Raw genomic sequence first — 20,134 nt, 5'->3', positions numbered from 1 at the left:
AAGCGAAATATCTGGGCTTTTTGTGTATCATACCTAAAAAAACATCCGAGTTTTTGGCAAAAAGTAGAATAGTAGTCTGATGACTTGTAATTATATTTATGAAATGATATGATTAAAAAAGAAAACATCTGATGATTATGAAACGAAATTGTTATAGAAAGAAGGAGGAACCAACATGAAGGAACTGAACAGTCAGAGAGTAAGAGCACTTGCGCCGGAAAATGATCCCTTAAAGATTGGTATGGGATGGACGGTGGAGGATCTGGATAAGCCCCAGATCCTGGTAGAGAGCACCTTCGGGGACAGCCATCCGGGAAGCGCCCATCTGGATCAGTTTGTAGAGGAAGCCATGAGAGGAATCACCGACGCAGGAGCAAGAGGCGCCAGATATTATACAACGGATATCTGTGACGGCATTGCCCAGGGACATGACGGCATCAACTATTCTCTGGCTCACCGCGATATGATCGCAAATATGATCGAGATCCATGGAAATTCCACCGGCTTTGACGGCGGCGTATTTATTGCCAGCTGCGACAAGTCCGTACCTGCATGCCTGATGGGACTGGCAAGATTGGATATGCCTTCTATCGTGATCACCGGAGGCGTGATGGATGCAGGCCCTGATCTCTTAACACTGGAGCAGATCGGTATGTATTCTGCCATGTGCCAGAGAGGAGAGATTACAGATGAAAAGCTTACCTATTATAAGCACCACGCCTGCCCTTCCTGCGGAGCCTGCTCCTTTATGGGAACCGCTTCCACCATGCAGATCATGGCTGAGGCTCTGGGTCTGATGCTCCCAGGTTCTGCCCTGATGCCCGCTACCTGCGAGGACTTAAAGGAAATGGCCTACAAGGCAGGAAAACAGGTAATGGAGCTTGTAAAGAAGGGAATCAAGGTCAGCGACATTGTAACAGAAAAGGCCTTTGAAAATGCCATTATGGTACATGCTGCCATCTCCGGCTCCACCAATTCCCTGCTCCATATTCCGGCCATGGCCCATGAGCTGGGTATCGAGATTGATGCAGATACCTTTGACCGGATGCATCGGGGGGCTCATTACCTTCTGGATATTCGCCCCGCAGGCAAGTGGCCGGCACAGTTCTTCTACTATGCAGGCGGCGTTCCTGCAGTGATGGAGGAGATCAAGTCCATGCTCCACCTGGATGTGATGACCGTTACAGGAAAGACTCTGGGCGAAAATCTGGAGGACTTAAAGAAAAACGGTTTCTATGACAAGTGCGAGAGCTATTTAAAAAAATGGGGCTTAAAGCGCACCGATGTGATCCGTACCTTTGACGAACCCATCGGCACCGACGGAACGGTGGCGATTTTAAGAGGAAACCTGGCTCCGGAAGGCTCCGTTGTAAAGCATTCTGCAGTGCCGAAGGAAATGTTTAAGGCTGTATTAAAGGCAAGACCATTCGACTGTGAGGAAGATGCCATTGCAGCAGTGCTGTCCCACAAGATCCGGCCGGGTGATGCGGTATTTATCCGCTATGAGGGACCAAAGGGCTCCGGTATGCCTGAGATGTTCTATACCACAGAGGCCATTTCTTCTGATCCGGAGCTTGGAAAGACCATTGCTCTGATTACAGACGGACGCTTCTCCGGCGCTTCCAAGGGACCGGCTATCGGCCATGTGTCTCCTGAGGCCGCAGATGGAGGCCCCATTGCCCTGGTAGAGGAAGGGGATCTGATCCGCATTGATATTCCGGAGCGTGTTCTGGAAATCGTGGGAATCCACGGTCAGGAGATGACGAAGGAAGAGGTAGATAAGGTTCTGGCAGAACGCCGTGCGGCATGGAAGCCCAAGGCTCCGAAGTATACAAAGGGCGTGTTAAAGATTTATTCCGAACACGCGGTGTCTCCTATGAAGGGGGGGTATATGGTTTAAGAGTCGTGTGGGCCTCCCGTTCAGGCTCTCAGGGCTCCGGTTTCCGGCCATAAGAAAATCTAAGAGGATGCAATTTTTCTAAATGCAAAAGCCATATCAAAAACTCGCTGCGCTCAGACAGGTTTGATATGGCTTTTAACGAAAAATTGTATCCTCTAATATTTTCTTATGGCCTCCAAAGTCGCCCTGATAGCCTGAATGGGAGGCGGCGGAAGGGATGGCGGGAGTGAGATTTTGGGGATAGAAATGTATGGGGATTGACGGGAGTGAGGGATGGGGGTATGATGGTAGAGTTGACACAGAGATGTGGGAGGTGGAATTGGTGATATTTATTGGAGGCGTGAGCCAGGGACAGAAGATATTGAGTGAGGGGCTTGTGCGGCTTTGCGGGAGCTGTGGGAGCCATGGGCGGTATCAGGTGATCATGACGTATATGTATTTTAGCTTTTTCTTTATTCCGCTGTTTAAATGGAACCGGCGTTATTATGTGAAGATGGACTGCTGTGAGGCGGTTTATGAACTGGATCCGGTTGTGGGCAAGGCTGTTTTGAGAGGGGAAAACCCTGATATTGCAGAGGCAGACCTGCGTCTGGTGCAGGCGGGACGGTACGCCAAAACCTGGCAGGAGGGCTCTAAAAAGCCTCATAAAAAGTGTATGAGATGCGGGTTTGAAACAGATGAGGATTATAATTACTGTCCGGTCTGCGGAGGACGGATCTGAGAAATGTAGGATGCAGAATGCCTGTGGATGTGACAGGGGTTCTGCATTTTTTGGTGCTGTGGGAAGAAAACTTGTGTTTTGTTGCAGAAACAACGGAATTATTCTTAGAGATGTATTACAATGGCGGTATCATTAGCAGACAGGGAGGTTTGCTGTGAGGGCATATGGAAGAATTAAAAAAGGAGAGCGGATTATGATTAGAAAGATTATTAAGATTGACGAAGAGAAGTGTAATGGCTGCGGAGCCTGTGCGGCTGCCTGCCATGAAGGTGCGATAGAGATGATAGACGGCAAGGCGAAGCTGACCCGTGAGGATTACTGTGACGGACTGGGAGACTGCCTGCCTGCGTGTCCGGCAGATGCCATTGGGTTTGAGGAGAGAGAGGCTCCGGCATATGATGAGGCGGCTGTTTTGGCGGCTAAGAAAAAGACATCCTTTGAGCCGCTTCCCTGTGGCTGTCCGGGAATGCAGTCAAAGAGTATTCAGAGGGAACGTAATGCATGCAGTGAGCCAGTTGTTTCGGTTCACAGCCAGCTGTCACAGTGGCCGGTACAGATTAAGCTGGCTCCGGTGAATGCTCCTTATTTTGAGAATGCGAACCTTCTGGTGGCAGCGGACTGTACGGCTTATGCTTATGGAAATTTTCATAATGAGTTTATCCGAAACCATGTTACGCTGATCGGCTGTCCCAAGCTGGATGCGGGGGATTACAGCGAAAAGCTGACGGAGATTTTGGCAAATAATAACATTAAAAGCGTGACGGTTGTCCGTATGGAGGTGCCTTGCTGCGGAGGAATTGAGCAGGCTGTAAAAAAGGCTTTGCAGATAAGCGGCAGATTTATTCCCTGGCGGGTAGTAACCATTTCCACAGATGGGAGAATATTGGAATAAGCAGGGGGAGTTTTAAAAGAAATGGAAATCGCTTGACATATCCCGTCTTCCAGTGATATGCTGAGATACAACAGGGAGCTTGTGGAGCAGGCTGAGAGGGAGTAATCGAACTTCGACCTATCGTACCTGATTTGGGTAATGCCAACGTAGGGAAATATTTCGGCTGGATGTGAACATTGGTTCATGGGAGTGTATACACGGTCCGTTCCTTATGGGGCGGGCCTTTTGTATTGCAGGGATCCGGAGAAATTGCGGGAAGCAGGTTTTTTAGATTTTGGCATACAGACCCGTCCGGCAGCCTCTTTGGGAAGCGAAAACGTGCTTCAGGCACAGAATACAAGGAGGAAGAAAGATGGAATACACCACACAGATGGATGCCGCCAGAAAGGGCATTGTGACAGAGGAACTGAGAAAGGTGGCAGAGAAGGAGCATTTTGAGGTAAATGAGCTCATGGCTCTGGTAGCAGAGGGAAAGGCGGCAATTCCTGCCAATAAGAATCATCGCTGTCTGGATCCTAATGGAATCGGTTCTATGCTAAGGACTAAGATCAATGTGAACTTGGGAACCTCCAGAGACTGCAAGGATCTGGATATGGAGCTTGAAAAGGTAAACTATGCAGTTGGAATGGGCGCTGAATCTATTATGGATTTAAGCTCCTGGGGCGATACGCAGAAGTTCAGGAGAAAGCTTACAGCAGAGTGCCCGGCGATCATAGGAACAGTGCCGATTTATGACGCAGTGGTTTATTATCATAAGCCATTAAAGGATATTACCACAGAGGAATGGCTGAAGATTGTGGAAATGCACGCTGAGGACGGAGTGGATTTTATGACCATCCATGTAGGAATCAACCGCAGGACCGCACAGCGCTTTAAGGAAAATAAGCGCCTGATGAATATTGTATCCAGGGGCGGTTCCATTATTTTTGCCTGGATGGAGATGACGGGAAAGGAAAATCCGTTTTATGAGCATTATGACCGGATTCTGGAAATCTGTCGGGAGCATGATGTAACCATCAGCCTGGGAGATGCCTGCCGCCCGGGATGCATTGACGATGCCACAGACATTTCACAGATTGAAGAACTGGTAACGCTTGGAGAACTGACCCGCCGGGCCTGGGAAAAGGATGTACAGGTAATCGTTGAGGGGCCGGGCCATATGCCCTTAAACCAGATTGAGGCCAATATGAAGATCCAGCAGACCATCTGCAAGGGCGCTCCCTTCTATGTGCTGGGTCCTCTGGTAACGGATGTGGCTCCCGGATATGACCATATTACTGCGGCCATCGGCGGGGCGATTGCAGCCTCAAGCGGAGCTTCCTTTTTGTGCTATGTGACGCCGGCGGAGCACCTGCGGCTTCCGGATCTGAATGATGTAAAGGAGGGAATCATCGCTTCCAGAATCGCAGCCCATGCGGCGGATATTGCAAAGGGAATCAAAGGCGCTGCGGACTGGGATCGCCAGATGAGTCTTGCCAGAAAGAAGCTGGACTGGGAAAAGACCTTTGAGCTTTCCATTGATCCGGAAAAGGCCAGAAATTACCGGGCGTCTGCAAAGCCGGAAAAAGAGGATACCTGTTCCATGTGTGGCAATTTCTGTGCAGTGAAAAATATGAACCGGATTTTAGACGGAGAAATTGTAAGCATTTTTGATGAGTGATTTAAGAGAGAATGAGGGAAATCAGATATGAAATTTGACAGAAGGCAGCTTATGGTTTACGCAGTGACAGACCGGGCCTGGACCGGGAAAATGAGCTTGTGCGAGCAGGTAGAGGCTGCGTTAAAGGGCGGAGCTACCATGGTGCAGATGAGGGAAAAGGGCCTGACGAATGATACGGTGCAGGATTATCTGGAGGAGGCTCGAAGCCTGCGGGCTCTCACGGAGCGGTACAAGGTCCCTCTGATCATTGATGATAATATAAAGCTGGCTCTTCTGTGCGGTGCTGACGGCGTCCATGTGGGACAGAATGACATGGATGCCGCACAGGCCAGAGCGCTCCTTGGGCCGGATAAGATTCTGGGCGTTACAGCGAAAACAGTGGAGCAGGCCCTGAAAGCTCAGGAGCAGGGAGCAGATTATTTGGGAAGTGGAGCCGTATTCGGCACCTCCACCAAAGCCGACGCCCTTCCTATGACTATGGAGCGGTTGGGAGAGATCTGCAGGTCCGTTTCCATCCCGGTTGTGGCAATCGGGGGGATCTGCCTGGAAAATATTGGAAAGCTTAAAGGCAGCGGGGCAGCCGGAGCGGCTGTAGTGTCCGGGATCTTTGGGGCAGAGGATATTGAAGGAACGGTCAGACAGATGAGAGAGATGGTTGGGGAGTGGGGGAGGCATTGCCCATAAGGACGAATATATAACCTTTGGAGCATCCACTTTGGAGTGGGTGCTTTCTTTATATCTTGATCATAAAGTGACTGGATATGGCTTTTAAGTATTTTTTCCCTGAAAATAAAAATGAACCTATACCACCTCATTCCCCTCTATATAACAGGTGCACCCCAAAAGACAACAAAATGATTCAACAAGAAACAAGGAGGAACGGCCATGGATGAGCAGTGGGCCAAAAGCCTGGCATGCAGGGTTGCGGCGGGAGACCGGGAGGCATTTGACGAGTTGATGAGACATTTTTATCCGGGCCTTCTGCGGGCAGCGTATCTGATCGCAGGAAACAGGGCAGACAGTGAGGACATTGTTCAGGAGACATTTACTGCCTGCTGGATCAACCGGATGCGAATCCGGGATCCGGAGCATATAGGGAAATGGCTTTATCGAACCATGACCAGAGAAGCATGGCGGGTGGGAAGAAGGAATAGGAGAGAACAGCCTGTAGAGGAGGTGCTTTCTGAGGATACCTCCGGAAATGGATCTGTGCTGGATGATGTAGTAAATGCTTCCGGAAGGCAGGAACTGTTTGCAGCTATAGCAGCTCTTCCGGTCAAACAGCGTACTGTTTTAGTGTTGTATTATTATAATGGAATGTCCACACGGGAGATTGCAGCAGTGGCGGGCTGTTTGGAAGGAACTGTAAAATCCCGGCTGTTTACAGCCAGAAAAAATCTGAAGACAGCGCTTACAAAGGAGCGCACCATGGGGAGGGAGGCACTTTTATGAAGCAGCTGACAGGCAGAGAAGATGAAAAAATGGATTCGTTTCTCCGGAATGCATTGAAGGAACAGGCAGAGACGCTGGCGATCGGGCCAGAGCAGACAGAACGGATGTGCAGAGGCGTTTATCAGAGAATAGAGGAGGAAGGTTCAATGAGAAAAACATGGAATATAAGGAAAACAGTCGTTGTGGCAGCAGCAGTATGTTTGGTTGGAGCAATGACCGCAGTGGCGGCAGGGCAGGTAAAAACGGCCATATCCTCCTCCAGCCATGCGGAGGATTTCACGGAATACAGCCAGCTGGCAGAAAAAGAAGAGCAGCTGGGGCTTAAAACAAAGGCGCCAGAGGCATTTTCAAACGGATACCGCTTTGCATATGGTACTCCTGTTTACAGCAGGGGAGAGGATGAGCAGGGAAATGTGGTAAAGGAGCAGCAGGATCTGTCTCTGATGTATTCAAAGGAAAATATGGCGGATCTGAGCCTGAATATCGAACACGGCAATTTATTTGATGAATCCGATGCTCCCGATCAGACCGCCGTGCATGAGGGGATTACCTTAAAGTACAGCCAGGATCATTACCGTATGGTTCCCCCGGATTATGAGCCAAGCGCAGAAGAGAAGGCCCAGGAGGCAGCCGGAGAGCTGGTTATTTCATACGGTACAGACCAGGTGATCGACCAGACAGCCCAGACGCTTACCTGGGAGGACAACGGACAGTTTTATACTCTTCTGGGCTTTGATGTGGAAATGACGCCGGAGGAATTTTACCAGATGGCAGGAGAGATCATAGACGCAGAATGATCTATGAAGCTTTGCAGGTCTCTACAAAAAGCCGGAACAGCCCCATGGCCGCCGGGTCATTCGGCCAGAGATATTCCGGATGCCACTGTACCCCAAGAAAAAAGGGGTAATCCGGCTTTTCTACAGCCTCGATGACTCCATCCGGAGCCCAGCCTACAGGTATAAGGCCCGGAGCAGCATCCTTAATGGCCTGATGATGCTGGCTGTTGACAGAAATACGCTCCAGGCCGCCGGAAGCCTTTGACAAAAGGCTTCCCTTTTTTATATCCACATGATGAGACGGCACGGTATAGTAAAAGGGCTGCTTATGAGCCAGAGGAAAGGTTCGCTCCATCTGGCTTGGGATATCCTGGTAAATGGTTCCGCCAAGAGCCACATTTAAAAGCTGTATGCCCCGGCAGATACCTAAAATGGGCTTTTTCAGCTCCATGGCAGCTTTAAGGAGGCGGATTTCCATGGAATCTCTGACAGGAGATACATTCCCGCAGGCAGAATGTGTTTCATCCCCAAATAAAAAGGGATGAAGATCCGGGCCGCCAGAAAAGAGAAAGCCGTCACACATGGCGGCCAGCTGGCGCCAGTCCTCGTCGGTGCCTTCCAGAGGAAGAAGGATCGTCAGACCGCCGGCTGCCCGGATTGCTCTGGGGTAGGTGGGGCGGAGGCTGGTGTCGTCATTTTCTGTATTGTGTGAAGGTGTGATACCGATGATGGGTTTTACAGGTGTCATAAGAATCCTCCTTAACAAAAAAAGACCACTGCGCGTCTGCCTTTTGGCATATGCAGTGGTCTTTTATGTAGCTGAATTAAGCCTCGATAGCGCCTGTTGGGCAAGCAGCTGCACAAGTTCCGCAGTCGATGCAAGCGTCAGCGTCGATAACGTACTTGCCGTCTCCCTCAGAGATTGCATTTACTGGACATTCGCCAGCACAGGTTCCGCAGCTTACGCAAGCGTCAGTAATTACGTGTGCCATAATGAAAGTACCTCCTTTATTTAATGTATACATTGTTCTTATATTCTATACTAAAACTCTTAATTATTCAAGAGGAAAATGCTGCCGGAAAGGCAGGGGATTGTACAAATTTGAAAGCAATCCCCTATAGTCCCCGGCTTTCCCTCATTCCTTTCAGGATGATCTGGCGGGCTTTTGCAGCTGCTTCTTTTGAAAGAGGAGCAGTGTGTTCAAGGGGATATGGGATTCCCAGATTTTTGTATTTCACCTTTCCCATATCGTGATAGGGCAGTACGTCCAGAGCCTTAATATTGGAACGCATTCCCAGATATTGGCCAAGCCTTAGAAGATATTCCTCCTGGTCTGTGATTCCCGGAACCACTACATGGCGGATCCATACAGGGATTTTCTTTTCCTCAAGATAAGATTCAAAGGCCATCACCGGCTGCTGGGGCTGGCTGCAGAGCTTTTCATGCTCCGTCGGGTCAATGTGCTTGATATCTAAAAGCACCAGATCGGTTACAGCCATCAGGCGGTCAAACTGCTCCAGGACAGCCGGATTTTCCGGATGGAAGGTGATGCCGGAGGTGTCCAGACAGGTGTGGATGCCCCTTTTTTTTGCCTCTGTAAAAAGCTCTGTTACAAAGCGGATCTGCATCAGGGGTTCCCCGCCGCTGACTGTGATTCCGCCTTTGGTATAGAAATGCTTCATTTTATCATACTGGGCTAAAAGCTCCTCCACTGAGGTGAGAGTGCCGCCCTTTGGATCCCAGGTATCGGGATTATGGCAGTAAAGGCAGCGCATGGGACATCCGCTTAAAAATACTACCATGCGGATTCCCGGCCCGTCTACCGTACCGCAGCTTTCAATGGAATGTACCCGTCCTGACATAATGAAAACCTCCGTTTCTTAAAAGCCGCAGGCAGATGCCGGAATGCATCTGCCTGTTCGGTCATCATATGATTAAATAGCGTCGTGGAAGGTTCTGGAAATAACCTCGTCCTGCTGTGCCTTTGTGAGCTTGTTGAAGTTTACGGCATAGCCGGAAACGCGCACAGTGAGCTGAGGATATTTTTCAGGATGAGCCTGAGCGTCCAGAAGAGTCTCTTTGGAAAATACATTTACATTTAAGTGATGTCCTCCCTCAGCGGCATATCCGTCTAACAGGGATACCAGGTTGTCGATCTGTGCCTCGCTTGCTTTTACCATAGTGATTGTCCTCGCTTTCTTAAAAATAAAGTTGGTTAAATGCTGCTTAAGCTTCCTCGCTGTCTGCTTCCGTGTCCAGACCCTCAAAAAGGTTTCCGCCCACTTCACAGCCGGCGCAGCCGTTTAATTCTACTTCCAGGTCGCCCATGAAGACCTGATCGTCCTTTCCAAGTGCTCCCGGAATAATGGAGAATGTGTTGGAAATACCGTCCTGCGCATCACGGAATGGAAGCTTCGCTACAGATGCCAGGGAAGCAACTGCGCCGTGGCTGTCTCTGTGGTGCATAGGGTTGGCGCCTGGTGCAAAGGGCTGTCCGGCCTTTCTTCCGTCAGGAGTAGAGCCGGTATTTTTTCCATAAACTACATTGGAGGTAATGGTTAAAATGGAAGTGGTAGGGATACCGCCTCTGTAGGTGTGATTTCCCTTGATATAGCTCATAAAGGTGTGTACAAGGTCAGAAGCAATCTGATCCACCCGGTCATCATTATTTCCATATTTCGGGAAATCTCCCTCTACAATGTAATCGGTTACAATGCCCTTTTCGTTGCGGACGGTCTTTACCTTTGCATACTTGATGGCAGATAAGGAGTCAGCCACAACGGACAGGCCGGCAATACCGGTTGCAAACCAGCGTGTTACCTTCTTGTCATGAAGAGCCATCTGCAGGCGCTCATAGCAGTAGCGGTCATGGTTGTAGTGGATGATGTTTAAGGCATTTACATAAACGCCTGCCAGCCATTTCATCATATCCTTATACTTGTCCATTACCTCGTCATAATCCAGGTATTCGCTGGTAACGGGGCGGTACTTAGGTCCGATCTGCTTGCCGGAGATCTCGTCTACGCCGCCGTTGATGGCATAGAGCAGACACTTTGCCAGGTTAGCTCTTGCGCCGAAGAACTGCATTTCTTTGCCCACGCGCATACTGGAAACACAGCAGGCGATTGCGTAATCATCACCATGTGTTACACGCATGAGGTCGTCATTTTCATACTGAATGGAGGAAGACTCAATGGAGGTTTTTGCGCAGAAGCGCTTAAATGCCTCAGGCAGCCTTGTGGACCACAGTACGGTCAGATTTGGCTCAGGCGCAGTACCCAGGTTCTTTAAGGTGTGCAGGTAGCGGAAGGACATCTTTGTTACCAGAGGACGTCCGTCCAGGCCGATGCCGCCGATGGACTCAGTTACCCAGGTAGGATCGCCGGAGAACAGTTCATTGTACTCAGGAGTACGGGCGAATTTCACCAGACGCAGCTTCATGATAAAGTGGTCTACAAACTCCTGGATTTCCTGCTCGGTGTACGTTCCTGCCTTTAAGTCGCGCTCGGCATAGATATCTAAGAAGGTTGAGGTGCGTCCCAGGGACATAGCTGCGCCGTTCTGCTCCTTTACGGCTGCCAGATAGCCGAAGTACAGCCACTGGATGGCTTCCTTTACATCCTTTGCAGGCTTTGAAATATCAAAGCCGTAGATGCGTCCCAGCTCCTTTAATTCCTCAAGTGCACGGATCTGCTCGGAAAGCTCCTCCCGCTCACGGATTACATCAGAGTACATAATGGTTCTGGTAGAATCCTTCTCCTCTTTCTTCTCTTCGATCAGAGCATCTACACCGTAAAGCGCTACACGGCGGTAATCGCCGATAATGCGTCCACGTCCGTAGGCATCCGGAAGACCGGTGATGATGTGGCTGGAACGGCAGGCTCTCATCTCCGGGGTGTAGGCGTCAAATACGCCCGCATTGTGGGTTTTTCTGTGCTTTGTGAAAAACTCTACGATTTCAGGGTCTACCTCATAGCCGTTGTCCTGGCAGGCCTTTACTGCCATGCGGATACCGCCGTAAGGCTGCAGCGCCCGCTTAAAGGGTTTGTCTGTCTGGAAGCCCACAATGGTTTCTTTATCTTTATCCAGGTATCCGGGGCCATGAGACGTAATGGTGGAAATGATCTTGGTATCCATATCCAGTACGCCGCCGGCCTCACGCTCTTTGGCAGAGAGCTCCATTACCTGATTCCAGAGAGCCTCTGTATTTTTTGTAGGCCCTTCAAGGAAGGCGTCATCGCCGTCGTAGGGGGTGTAGTTTTTCTGGATGAAGTCGCGGACATTGATTTCATGCTGCCATACACCTGGTGTAAATGTGTTCCATTCTGTTCTCATGGACGTTTCCTCCTGTAAAATGTGATTTGGGGATACTTTTTGGGGTATCTCTTTGAATAAAGTTAGTCTACTATAATTTCATGAAAAAATCTGTTGCAAATGCAACAAATCAATAAAATTGTATACTGTATCCCAAAAAATACATAACTTTAGACAAACAATACTATACCAGAAAAATTGAAAAATGATACAGGAAAATACAGGGCTTGCCAAAAAAAACAAAATGTATTATGCTGATAAAAGCGAATAAAAATGCGCAGAATACTTTTAATATGAAAGTATTACAGATAATAAGGAGGAAAATACAGATGAAGATTGAAAAGACAATGCTCATCGGCGAGCTGATCCAGATGCATGAGTTGATCCCTCAGATGCTGATGGGCGCTGGCATGCACTGCTTAGGCTGCCCGGCTTCTCAGGCTGAGTCTCTGGAAGAGGCCTGCATGGTACATGGGATTGACTGCGATACCCTGGTATCCCAGATGAATGAAATTCTTGCTGATAAGTAAGACAGGTCTGCATATGCGGAGACAGGATAGGGCTGCTTTAAGATGCTTTTGGGGCATTTAAGGCAGTCTTATTTTTACGATAGGAGGTATTTGGAGAAATGGGGCGTTTTAAACCCTTTGCAGCCTGTGTGTTTCCGGCCGTATTTGCCTTTGCGCTCTCCGGGATCTATGCGATCGTAGACGGATTTTTCGTAGGACGCAGCATTGGAGATACGGGACTTTCGGCCATCAATATTGCATATCCGGTCACTGCCCTGATCCAGGCAGCGGGTACAGGGATTGGTATGGGAGGAGCGGTTATGTATTCCGTTCGTCTGGCAGAAAAGAGGGACAGCGAGGCGGAGAATTTTATGAAGGGCGTCTTTTTTTATCTTGCCCTTACAGGCATTCTGCTTACAGTCATTTTATTTCCCTTAACAGACCCTCTGCTGTCCCTTATGGGAGCAGATGGAGAGCTGATGAAGCCCGGACGGGAATATCTGTCCGTTATTGTTCTGGGTTCTGTTTTTCAGGTCTTTGGAACCGGCGTTGTACCGCTGATCCGCAATCAGGGAAAATCGATACAGGCCATGTACTGTATGATCGGCGGTTTTGTGACTAATATTTTTTTAGATTATCTCTTTGTCTGGGTTTTACGGCTTGGAATGGCGGGAGCGGCCTGGGCCTCTGTGGCAGGACAGGCCGTCACCATGGCAGGCGGCCTTTTGTGTATGAGAGGGCAGAAAATCCCGGTGGGGATCCCGCGCCAGGCGCTTTCCGTTTTTTTCAGCATTTGGCGGATCGGGCTGGCTCCCTTTGGAATTACCATGTGCCCGATGATTTCGCTGCTCCTTATGAACCGGGCGTCCCTTCAGTACGGAGGTTCTGAAGGTGTGGCCTGCTATGCCTGTATTGCCTATGTGATCACAATTATGTATCTGATCCTTCAGGGGGTGGGGGATGGGAGTCAGCCTCTGATGAGCCGCTTTTACGGCGAGGATAATAAAAAAGAGGTCCGCATTACGCGGACCATGGCATATGCAGCCGCCGCCGTCATGGGAGTGGCGCTGGCAGTGCTTTTGTATTGGTGCAGAAACGGGATCGGAGTTCTGTTTGGAGCATCCGAAACCGTATCTCTGGCAGTTGGAACGGATCTGTATATATTTCTGGCGGCGGTGCCGTTTCTGGCCTTTCTGCGAGTTACAACTGCCGGCTTTTACGCCACAGAACAGACCCGATTTTCCTATATGATCGTTTATGGAGAACCCATATTTTTAGCCCTTCTGCTTCCTGCGCTCCCGGCCTGGATGGGATTAAAGGGCGTCTGGTGGAGCCAGACCGGAGCCCAGATCCTTACGGCCCTTATGGGCTGGGGGCTTAAGCTCTGGTCAGACCGGGTGCATGGATACACTGCAGATGCGGTTTAATCCAGATCCTTTGGCAGCAACAGATTCAGTGTCACTGCAGTAAGGGTAGCGATTACTACGGGAGAGGTTCCGAAAATGGTTTTCGCCCATTCCGGGAACTGTGCGAAGCAGTCTGCTACCTGGATTACGCCGATGCCCAGGGCAACGGATAAGCCTACAACGGCTGTATTTCTGGTATTAAGTCCTTCTTTTACCACAAGCTTGATGCCGGTCATGGCGATCATGGCAAATACGGATACGGTAGCGCCGCCCAGTACGCAGGAGGGAACAGTAGTCAGCAGGGCAGAAAACTTGGGAATCAGTCCTGCCAGCACGATTATCACTGCAGCCAGTCCCAGAACCACGCGGTTTACGACCTTTGTCATGATGACAATACCTACGTTCTGGCTGAAGGTTGCAGTAGGAAGCCCGCCGAAGAGGGAGTCGATGATACTGATGATACCGTTTCCGATGATGCCTCCGGACATTTCTTCAGATTGAACCGGACGGTTTAATCCGCCGCCTGCGGTTGAAGTAAAGTCGCCCATGATTTCCAGAGAGCCCACCACAAACATGATCGCCATGGAAATGATGGCTGTAATGTCAAATTTCATTCCGAAGTATAAGGGTGGGGTGAACTGGAACCAGCTGGCCTCGCCTATGCTTTCAAAGGAAATCATTCCCAGCGCAAGTGCTGCCAGATAGCCGCAGACAATGCCGATGAGGATAGAGGCCATCTTGCAGATTCCTTTTGTAAAATAGTTAAAAAAGGTTACAATTACCAGTGTAAAGATTGCCAGAGCCCAGTTTTTTACGCTTCCGAAATCCGGCGCTCCGGAGCCTACCGCCATATAGGTAATGGCGGTAGGGTACAGGGAAAATCTGATGGTAAATACCACTGTTCCCGTTACCAGAGGAGTGAAAATTTTACTTAGCTTATTATAAAATAATCCTACAAGGATTGCCACAAAGCCGCCTGCCAGCTGTGCTCCCAATATGGTGGGCATTCCGAACTGTGCTCCCAGGGCAATCAGCAGGGGCACATGGGCAAAGCTGGCGCCCATGATAACGGGAAGCCCTGAGCCGCAGAGCCGGAAGGGTGGAAAGAGCTATATGAGTGTGGCAAGCCCGGAGATCAGCAGAGAGGCCTGAATTAAGCGGACCTGATCGGATGCGCTTAATCCGGTGACTCCGGAAAGAATAATGGCCGGTGTAACGCAGCCCACAATCATGGCGACTACATGCTGGGCGGCCAGAGGAAGGGCCTCTGAAAACCGCGGGATGCCGTTTACTTCTGTTACTTTAGCGTATTGCTTCTGACTCATTTTACCTTTTCCTTTCTGTGGACTGTGGCCTTATGGCTGATTGAGATAGTCAGTCACAAGAGCATTTGCCTCCTCTGTAACTTTCTCTTCATCAATTCCGGTGAGCTTTCCTTCTTTCACCACAACATTTCCATTTACAACCGTATAATCCACGCTGCTCTTTAAACCAACGGTGCAGAGCATGGAGGTTACGTCAAACTGAGCGCCCACCAGCTCCAGCCGGTTTAAGTCAACAAGGAAGAAGTCGGCAGCCATACCGGGAGCAATCCGTCCCAACTTTTCACGGCCTAAAAGGCTGGCGCTGCCTGCAGTTGCCATTTTTAAGATATCATATCCGCCGGGGGCCTGATTGCTGCTGTTTAAGCGGTGGAGAAGGTAGGCCACGCGCATTTCCTCCAGCAGGTTGGAGCCGTCATTGCTGGCGGAGCCGTCTACCGCAAGGCCTACGGGAACACCCAGTTCAAGCATCTGAGGAATCTTCGCAATGCCTGAGGACAGCTTCATGTTTGAAATCGGACAGTGGGCAACTCCGGTTTTGGTTCGGGTCAGATATTTAAGCTCTTCATCAGTAAAATGAATTCCGTGAGCATACCATACGTCATCCCCTGTCCAGCCCAGGCTTTCCATATATTCCAGAGGGCGCATATGAAAATGGCTTAAGGTGAAATTTTCCTCATCCTTCGTCTCTGCCAGATGGGTGTGGAGGCGTACCTTCAGCCTGCGGGCCAGCTTTGCAGATTCGCGCAGCAGCTCTCCGGATACGCTGAAGGGAGAACAGGGAGCCAGAGCTACCTGATGCATGGCATAAGGGTCCGGGTCATGGAACTTCTTTACGGCCTCTTCGCAGTCGGAGAGGATTTCATCCACGGTCTGAACCACGCTGTCAGGAGGAAGCCCTCCATCCTTTACGCTTAAATCCATGCTTCCTCTGGTGGCATGGAAACGGATGCCCAGGGCGTCGGCGGCTGCAAACTGGGCGTCCAGAATTCCCTTATTATGGCCCTTTGGGAATACATAGTGGTGATCCAGACAGGTAGTACAGCCATTTTTAAGCAGTTCGCCCATACCGGTAAGAGAACTGTAGTATGCTACGTTCTCGTTTACATTTTTCCATATTTCGTATAAAGTTTTCAGCCATGGAAACAGCTCCATGTTCTGTACCTGAGGTAAATTCCGACTGAATGTCTGATATAAATGATGGTGTGTATTGATTAAACCGGGATACATCACCATATGGGATGCGTCGATCACATCATCCGCTGTCATGTCCTCCTGCCCGATCCGGACAATGATTCCATCCTGTACCAACACATTTACGCCATTCAGTACGCGGTCATCTGTGTCACATGTTACAAGATGTTTTACATTTTTGATAAGCAGTGTTTTCATATCACTGACCTCCTTAAAATCATCTGTGCATCATTGACTATATGACTGGTATACTGCTGGCGGTAAAAGGGAAACCATAAACCCAGCTATGTTTTAGACAGCTATATAGATATGATCTTGTCAAAGAACGATGCTTCCACGACAGTCTGCCGTGTGTGTTATAATTATAACAATCAAAAATGGGAGATACAATGTCAATAAGTACAGAATAAACCTCAAAAAAATTGGTAATATCTAACAAAAATTGGTCAGAAAAAAGCAGCTCCCTGTGAGGAACTGCTCTTAACGTATGTTTGGCCTGCAAGGGCCTTCGGATCATAGGCTGTTATCGGATGAGCTGCAGCTTTTTAAGCGCATCCTCCCGGATGACGGTTTCATAATGTTCCTTAAAGTAGGCTTCACCTGCAGAATCTCCGGCCAGTTTTTTGCCATATTCTGCCAGTATGTTGCATATTCTTGAGAAACCGTGTTCATCTGAATCCCTGCGATCCAATACCAGATAATACTGGCGTGTTCCGGGCTTTTTATAAAGTGCATTGGCGACTGTGCAGATATCAGCGACAGCGGCTGCGGCTTCTGCTGCACGATCCAGATCCTCAAATAGAAAGATCCTCAGCGGTTTTCCGATCTGTTTTGTGGAAGCGGTTTCACTATCAGCAGGAACCTGAGGGCTGTCCGTCATATCAGCCATATGCTGGGAAAGAAGGCGTCCCAGATCACCGGCTCCCTCTAAAAATTCTCCGGCCGGGTCAGGCAGGATCTCTTCCTGTGTTTCTTCTGCAGCAGGAGAGAACCGGGCAAACCGTGTGTCAAGCTCTTCGGGATCCTCTATCTTAGTGATCACCAGCATAATGCTTTCAGAAGAAAGAGGAATGGCCTCTACCATCAGGGGAATATCCTCTGCTTCAAAACCTACTTCATTGGAAGCGCGCTGAATCATCTCGCGGAACAGCTTTTTTGCTTTTTCCGTACCGTAAGCCAGTTCGACAATATTGATATTACGGGCGCTCAAGTCAAAGCTGGTGAGCGTACACCGTATTTGATTTTCGTTGATTCGTTCTATCTTCATCGGATCACTTCCTGTTCTGTATATATTTAAAAATGGGTAAACTTCTACAACATAAATATACTACATAACAGGGGGAAATATCAACTGTTTTTCGGTGGTTATCCTCTCGACCATAGACAAGTTACAAAAAATAGAGTAACATTTCCACATGAGATGATATTGTAACGAAAGGAGGGGGAGACAGAGAAGGAGATACTGTTTGGTAAGTATGAATTGATCCAAAAAGCAGGCTCAGGATGTACAGGTACAGTCTGGAAGGCCCGCCATCTGGGGCTGAATGAGTACCGGGCGGTTAAATGTGTGCCCAAGTACAAGGTGGATCACGCTGCTTTCTGCGCGGAGGCCATGGTGCTGAAGAATCTCGATCATCCGGGGATTCCGCTGGTTTATGACTTGGAGGAGGATGCAGATTACTTTTATCTCATTGAAGAATATCTGGAAGGCTGTTCTCTATATGCCCTGATAAAAGATCAGGGTACACTTCAGGAAGATTTGGCAGTTCGGTATGGACTGCAGATCTGTTCTCTTGTTGAATATTTACATCATTCTTGCAATCAACCCATTTTACATTTAGATCTACAACCGAATAATCTGATCATCTGGAATGATACGGTGCGCCTCATTGACTTTGATCATGCGGCGGATCGGATCAGTGCCAATGCCGCCAGAGTACGATACGGCACAGAAGGCTGTGCAGCGCCTGAGCAATATACCTCAGACCATCCGTTAGATGAACGGACAGATATCTATGCCATTGGTGCGGTCCTTCGATTTATGGTAAAGGGAACCCTGAAGCCGGACGCTGAAAACGGACTCATGCTGCGGGAACCTTTGGAGGCGGTGATCAGAAAATGCATGGAACCGGATATGGAGCTGCGTTATCAGACTGCGGCGGAGACAGGAAAAGCTCTGGGACAGCTTTTGGCTGCAGAGCAGGCAAAGGGGTGTCTGAAAAGGGATCAGAGGAAAGCAGAAGAAAAGTCGATATCATCTCACAGGATCATCTTGACGGGGAACCGGCCCGGAGCAGGTGTGACCCATCTGGCCCTGGGGCTTTGCATTTATCTAAAAAGCCATGGAGTCCGCGTGCTGTATGAGGAAAGGAATCGTACAGGGGCTGTAAGGAATCTTGCAAAGGCTCTGGGGGGAGTTCGAAGCGGAAGGGACGGGATCCTGAATATGAAGGGGCTTGATATCATGCCCTGGTATGGTCCGGCGGCCTGTTTTGAGGAGCCGAAACGGGACTTTGATATTATACTAAAGGACTTTGGAACAGACTGGAGAAGCGCTGGAGAGGATTTAAAAAGAGAAGGCGGGGTCTGTCTTGGAATTGTCTGTCAGAGCCTGTGGGAGAGGGGATTGACAGACAGGATGGCAGAGGAGCTGATCGGACTGGAACCGGTGCTGCAGAAGCCATATCCCTTGATCCTGATAAAACGCGGGACAAAAAGGAGGGGAGAAAAGCCTGGGAGCCTGTATAGAAGGGCAGCTGTATTTGCCAGTCCATATTATGAAGATCCGTTTCATCCTGATTTGGTGGCGGCAGGTTTTTTTGAGGCTGTCTGGAAGGAAATTTCTCTTTTCCTGCCTGCCGGGAAAATGGAAGGGGGAAGGAGAAAATGCTGGGGAAAAAGTCGCCGGCAGTAAATACGCGCAGTCCAAGGATAACCGGTATCTGCGGGGCGGGAAGGTCTGTGGGAACCACTCATCTGGCAGTTTGGAGCGCTAATTATCTGGCAAGCTGCTGTCAGAAAAAGACAGCGGTGGTGGAGTGGAGTTCCCATAGTGATTTTGTCCACCTGTGTCTGGATGATAAAAATGGACAGACTGCCAGGGCTTTTCGGCTGTTGGAGGTAGATTATTACCCACAGGGAGAAAAGGAAGCTCTGGCATCCTGTATCCGATCCGGATATGAAGAGATACTGATCGATTTTGGCCCCGTGAGACAGGAAATACGCGCAGAATGGTTCCGGTGCCAGATACGGATTCTGACAGCATCCCTGTCAGAATGGAAGCTTGAAGCATTTTTGGAATTTCTTGCAGAGGAAGAAGAACTGGGAAAAGGATGGAATTGTATGGCTGCCTTTGGCAGTAAGGCCATAAGACATGAGATAGAAAAGCAGTTTCGGATTCCGATAGAGAAAATTCCGTTTTCAGAGGATGTATTTCAGGTAGATAAAACAGCCATGGCGTGGTTTGGAAAACGGTTTCCATGATTCGGCCTGTACAGAAGAAAACCGGTTTCCGTTGCAAAAGAGAATATCAGCAGTTGTTTTTTTCTTAAAGGGAGTATATGTCACGTTTTGCCTCCAGACTGTAAGAAAGGAACATCTGCAGGGAGGTTATATAATGTATGGTAAAGAATCTGGAGAAGTCAGGACACAGCAAATGAACTATCTGGATGGTCTCAGGCGATTCAGAGATAAGGGAGTTTCTGTTCTGGTAGATGGGATGGAATGTCTGGAAGAAGAATGGAGCCGCATTTTTGAAACGGGAGAGGACGGAGGTTTCTACATGGGGGATTTTATCTGCTCAGAACAGGGCAGCTTAAAGGAAATCCGTTTTGACCGAGTATACTTGACAGATTCCGGACAAACCAGAAGATAACAAAAGAGGCTGCAATAGCCTGTACATATTCAGATACCGACGGAAGCTGCTGCCGTATGGGACAAGAAGATACCGTCCCGGCCTGCAAGCAGGCAGCAGCTTACCGGCGGTAT

Annotated in this window: 19 protein-coding genes, 1 pseudogene and 1 riboswitch; of the genes and pseudogenes, 12 read left to right on the top strand and 8 right to left on the bottom strand. The window is 49.2% G+C overall.

Annotated elements, in window-relative coordinates; all coding sequences use genetic code 11:
* The first annotated feature begins 175 nt into the window (after positions 1-175).
* The 7 genes from ilvD to ACZM6M_RS08435 all read left to right on the top strand — a co-directional run bounded on the left by ilvD (position 176) and on the right by ACZM6M_RS08435 (position 7,422).
* On the top strand, positions 176-1,900 hold the full coding sequence (gene ilvD / locus ACZM6M_RS08465; RefSeq protein ID WP_296034700.1) for a dihydroxy-acid dehydratase: 1,725 nt from the start codon (positions 176-178) through the stop codon (positions 1,898-1,900).
* 322 nt (positions 1,901-2,222) lie between these two features.
* Positions 2,223-2,621 (top strand): zinc ribbon domain-containing protein, encoded by a 399-nt coding sequence (locus ACZM6M_RS08460; protein WP_066543521.1) that lies wholly within the window; start codon positions 2,223-2,225, stop codon positions 2,619-2,621.
* Between the two features lie 193 nt (positions 2,622-2,814).
* Positions 2,815-3,513 (top strand): ATP-binding protein, encoded by a 699-nt coding sequence (locus ACZM6M_RS08455; RefSeq protein ID WP_066543519.1) that lies wholly within the window; start codon positions 2,815-2,817, stop codon positions 3,511-3,513.
* Between the two features lie 61 nt (positions 3,514-3,574).
* Positions 3,575-3,684: riboswitch (TPP riboswitch) on the top strand.
* A gap of 181 nt (positions 3,685-3,865) precedes the next feature.
* Positions 3,866-5,173: a phosphomethylpyrimidine synthase ThiC gene (gene thiC, locus ACZM6M_RS08450; RefSeq protein ID WP_066543211.1), complete on the top strand. Its 1,308-nt coding sequence runs from the start codon at positions 3,866-3,868 to the stop codon at positions 5,171-5,173.
* 27 nt (positions 5,174-5,200) lie between these two features.
* A complete protein-coding gene (gene thiE / locus ACZM6M_RS08445) occupies positions 5,201-5,857 on the top strand; it encodes a thiamine phosphate synthase (protein ID WP_066543209.1) in 657 nt (218 codons plus the stop codon).
* Between the two features lie 201 nt (positions 5,858-6,058).
* A complete protein-coding gene (locus ACZM6M_RS08440) occupies positions 6,059-6,625 on the top strand; it encodes an RNA polymerase sigma factor (protein WP_340275940.1) in 567 nt (188 codons plus the stop codon).
* Complete coding sequence (locus tag ACZM6M_RS08435; protein WP_418926440.1) at positions 6,622-7,422, top strand: hypothetical protein; 801 nt, start codon at positions 6,622-6,624, stop codon at positions 7,420-7,422. The genes ACZM6M_RS08440 and ACZM6M_RS08435 overlap by 4 nt, the downstream gene beginning before the upstream one ends.
* 1 nt (position 7,423) lies before the next feature.
* On the opposite strand, the gene ACZM6M_RS08430 is transcribed toward ACZM6M_RS08435, so the two are convergent.
* From ACZM6M_RS08430 to pflB, 5 genes are all read right to left on the bottom strand, one after another.
* The gene (locus ACZM6M_RS08430; RefSeq protein WP_418926441.1) at positions 7,424-8,149 is read right to left on the bottom strand and encodes a gamma-glutamyl-gamma-aminobutyrate hydrolase family protein; all 726 of its coding nucleotides are present in this window, start codon (positions 8,147-8,149) and stop codon (positions 7,424-7,426) included.
* A 76-nt stretch (positions 8,150-8,225) separates the two neighbouring features.
* A complete protein-coding gene (fdxA, locus tag ACZM6M_RS08425; RefSeq protein ID WP_066543204.1) occupies positions 8,226-8,393 on the bottom strand; it encodes a 4Fe-4S ferredoxin in 168 nt (55 codons plus the stop codon).
* Between the two features lie 124 nt (positions 8,394-8,517).
* The gene (gene pflA / locus ACZM6M_RS08420) at positions 8,518-9,264 is read right to left on the bottom strand and encodes a pyruvate formate-lyase-activating protein (protein ID WP_066543201.1); all 747 of its coding nucleotides are present in this window, start codon (positions 9,262-9,264) and stop codon (positions 8,518-8,520) included.
* A 72-nt stretch (positions 9,265-9,336) separates the two neighbouring features.
* Positions 9,337-9,582, bottom strand: coding sequence for an autonomous glycyl radical cofactor GrcA3 (gene grcA3 / locus ACZM6M_RS08415; RefSeq protein WP_066543199.1), 246 nt, complete (start codon positions 9,580-9,582; stop codon positions 9,337-9,339).
* Between the two features lie 46 nt (positions 9,583-9,628).
* Entirely contained in the window at positions 9,629-11,737 is a 2,109-nt protein-coding gene (gene pflB / locus ACZM6M_RS08410; RefSeq protein ID WP_066543194.1) for a formate C-acetyltransferase, read from the bottom strand.
* 308 nt (positions 11,738-12,045) lie between these two features.
* Between pflB and ACZM6M_RS08405 the strand changes: the two genes are divergently transcribed.
* Together ACZM6M_RS08405 and ACZM6M_RS08400 are read left to right on the top strand one after the other, a co-directional pair.
* Positions 12,046-12,246 (top strand): DUF1858 domain-containing protein, encoded by a 201-nt coding sequence (locus ACZM6M_RS08405; protein WP_066543193.1) that lies wholly within the window; start codon positions 12,046-12,048, stop codon positions 12,244-12,246.
* Between the two features lie 98 nt (positions 12,247-12,344).
* A complete protein-coding gene (locus ACZM6M_RS08400) occupies positions 12,345-13,652 on the top strand; it encodes an MATE family efflux transporter (RefSeq protein WP_340275936.1) in 1,308 nt (435 codons plus the stop codon).
* Here ACZM6M_RS08400 and ACZM6M_RS08395 read toward each other — a convergent pair.
* The 3 genes and pseudogenes from ACZM6M_RS08395 to ACZM6M_RS08385 form a co-directional block, all read right to left on the bottom strand.
* Positions 13,649-14,956, bottom strand: a pseudogene (locus ACZM6M_RS08395) (uracil-xanthine permease family protein). The gene ACZM6M_RS08400 and the pseudogene ACZM6M_RS08395 overlap by 4 nt on opposite strands.
* Positions 14,957-14,986: 30 nt before the next feature.
* On the bottom strand, positions 14,987-16,345 hold the full coding sequence (locus ACZM6M_RS08390) for an 8-oxoguanine deaminase (RefSeq protein WP_337434437.1): 1,359 nt from the start codon (positions 16,343-16,345) through the stop codon (positions 14,987-14,989).
* A 325-nt stretch (positions 16,346-16,670) separates the two neighbouring features.
* The gene (locus ACZM6M_RS08385; protein WP_337933060.1) at positions 16,671-17,414 is read right to left on the bottom strand and encodes an adaptor protein MecA; all 744 of its coding nucleotides are present in this window, start codon (positions 17,412-17,414) and stop codon (positions 16,671-16,673) included.
* Positions 17,415-17,627: 213 nt separating this feature from the next.
* On the opposite strand from ACZM6M_RS08385, the gene ACZM6M_RS08380 reads away from it, so the two are divergent.
* The 3 genes from ACZM6M_RS08380 to ACZM6M_RS08370 all read left to right on the top strand — a co-directional run bounded on the left by ACZM6M_RS08380 (position 17,628) and on the right by ACZM6M_RS08370 (position 20,021).
* Positions 17,628-19,061 (top strand): serine/threonine-protein kinase, encoded by a 1,434-nt coding sequence (locus tag ACZM6M_RS08380; RefSeq protein ID WP_418497248.1) that lies wholly within the window; start codon positions 17,628-17,630, stop codon positions 19,059-19,061.
* Positions 19,034-19,630 (top strand): hypothetical protein, encoded by a 597-nt coding sequence (locus ACZM6M_RS08375; protein ID WP_337434440.1) that lies wholly within the window; start codon positions 19,034-19,036, stop codon positions 19,628-19,630. The genes ACZM6M_RS08380 and ACZM6M_RS08375 overlap by 28 nt, the downstream gene beginning before the upstream one ends.
* Positions 19,631-19,763: 133 nt before the next feature.
* On the top strand, positions 19,764-20,021 hold the full coding sequence (locus tag ACZM6M_RS08370; protein ID WP_096807380.1) for a hypothetical protein: 258 nt from the start codon (positions 19,764-19,766) through the stop codon (positions 20,019-20,021).
* The last annotated feature ends 113 nt before the right edge of the window (positions 20,022-20,134 follow it).

Source organism: Enterocloster sp., from assembly GCF_057861365.1.
This window is presented reverse-complemented; position numbering and strand designations above follow the sequence as displayed.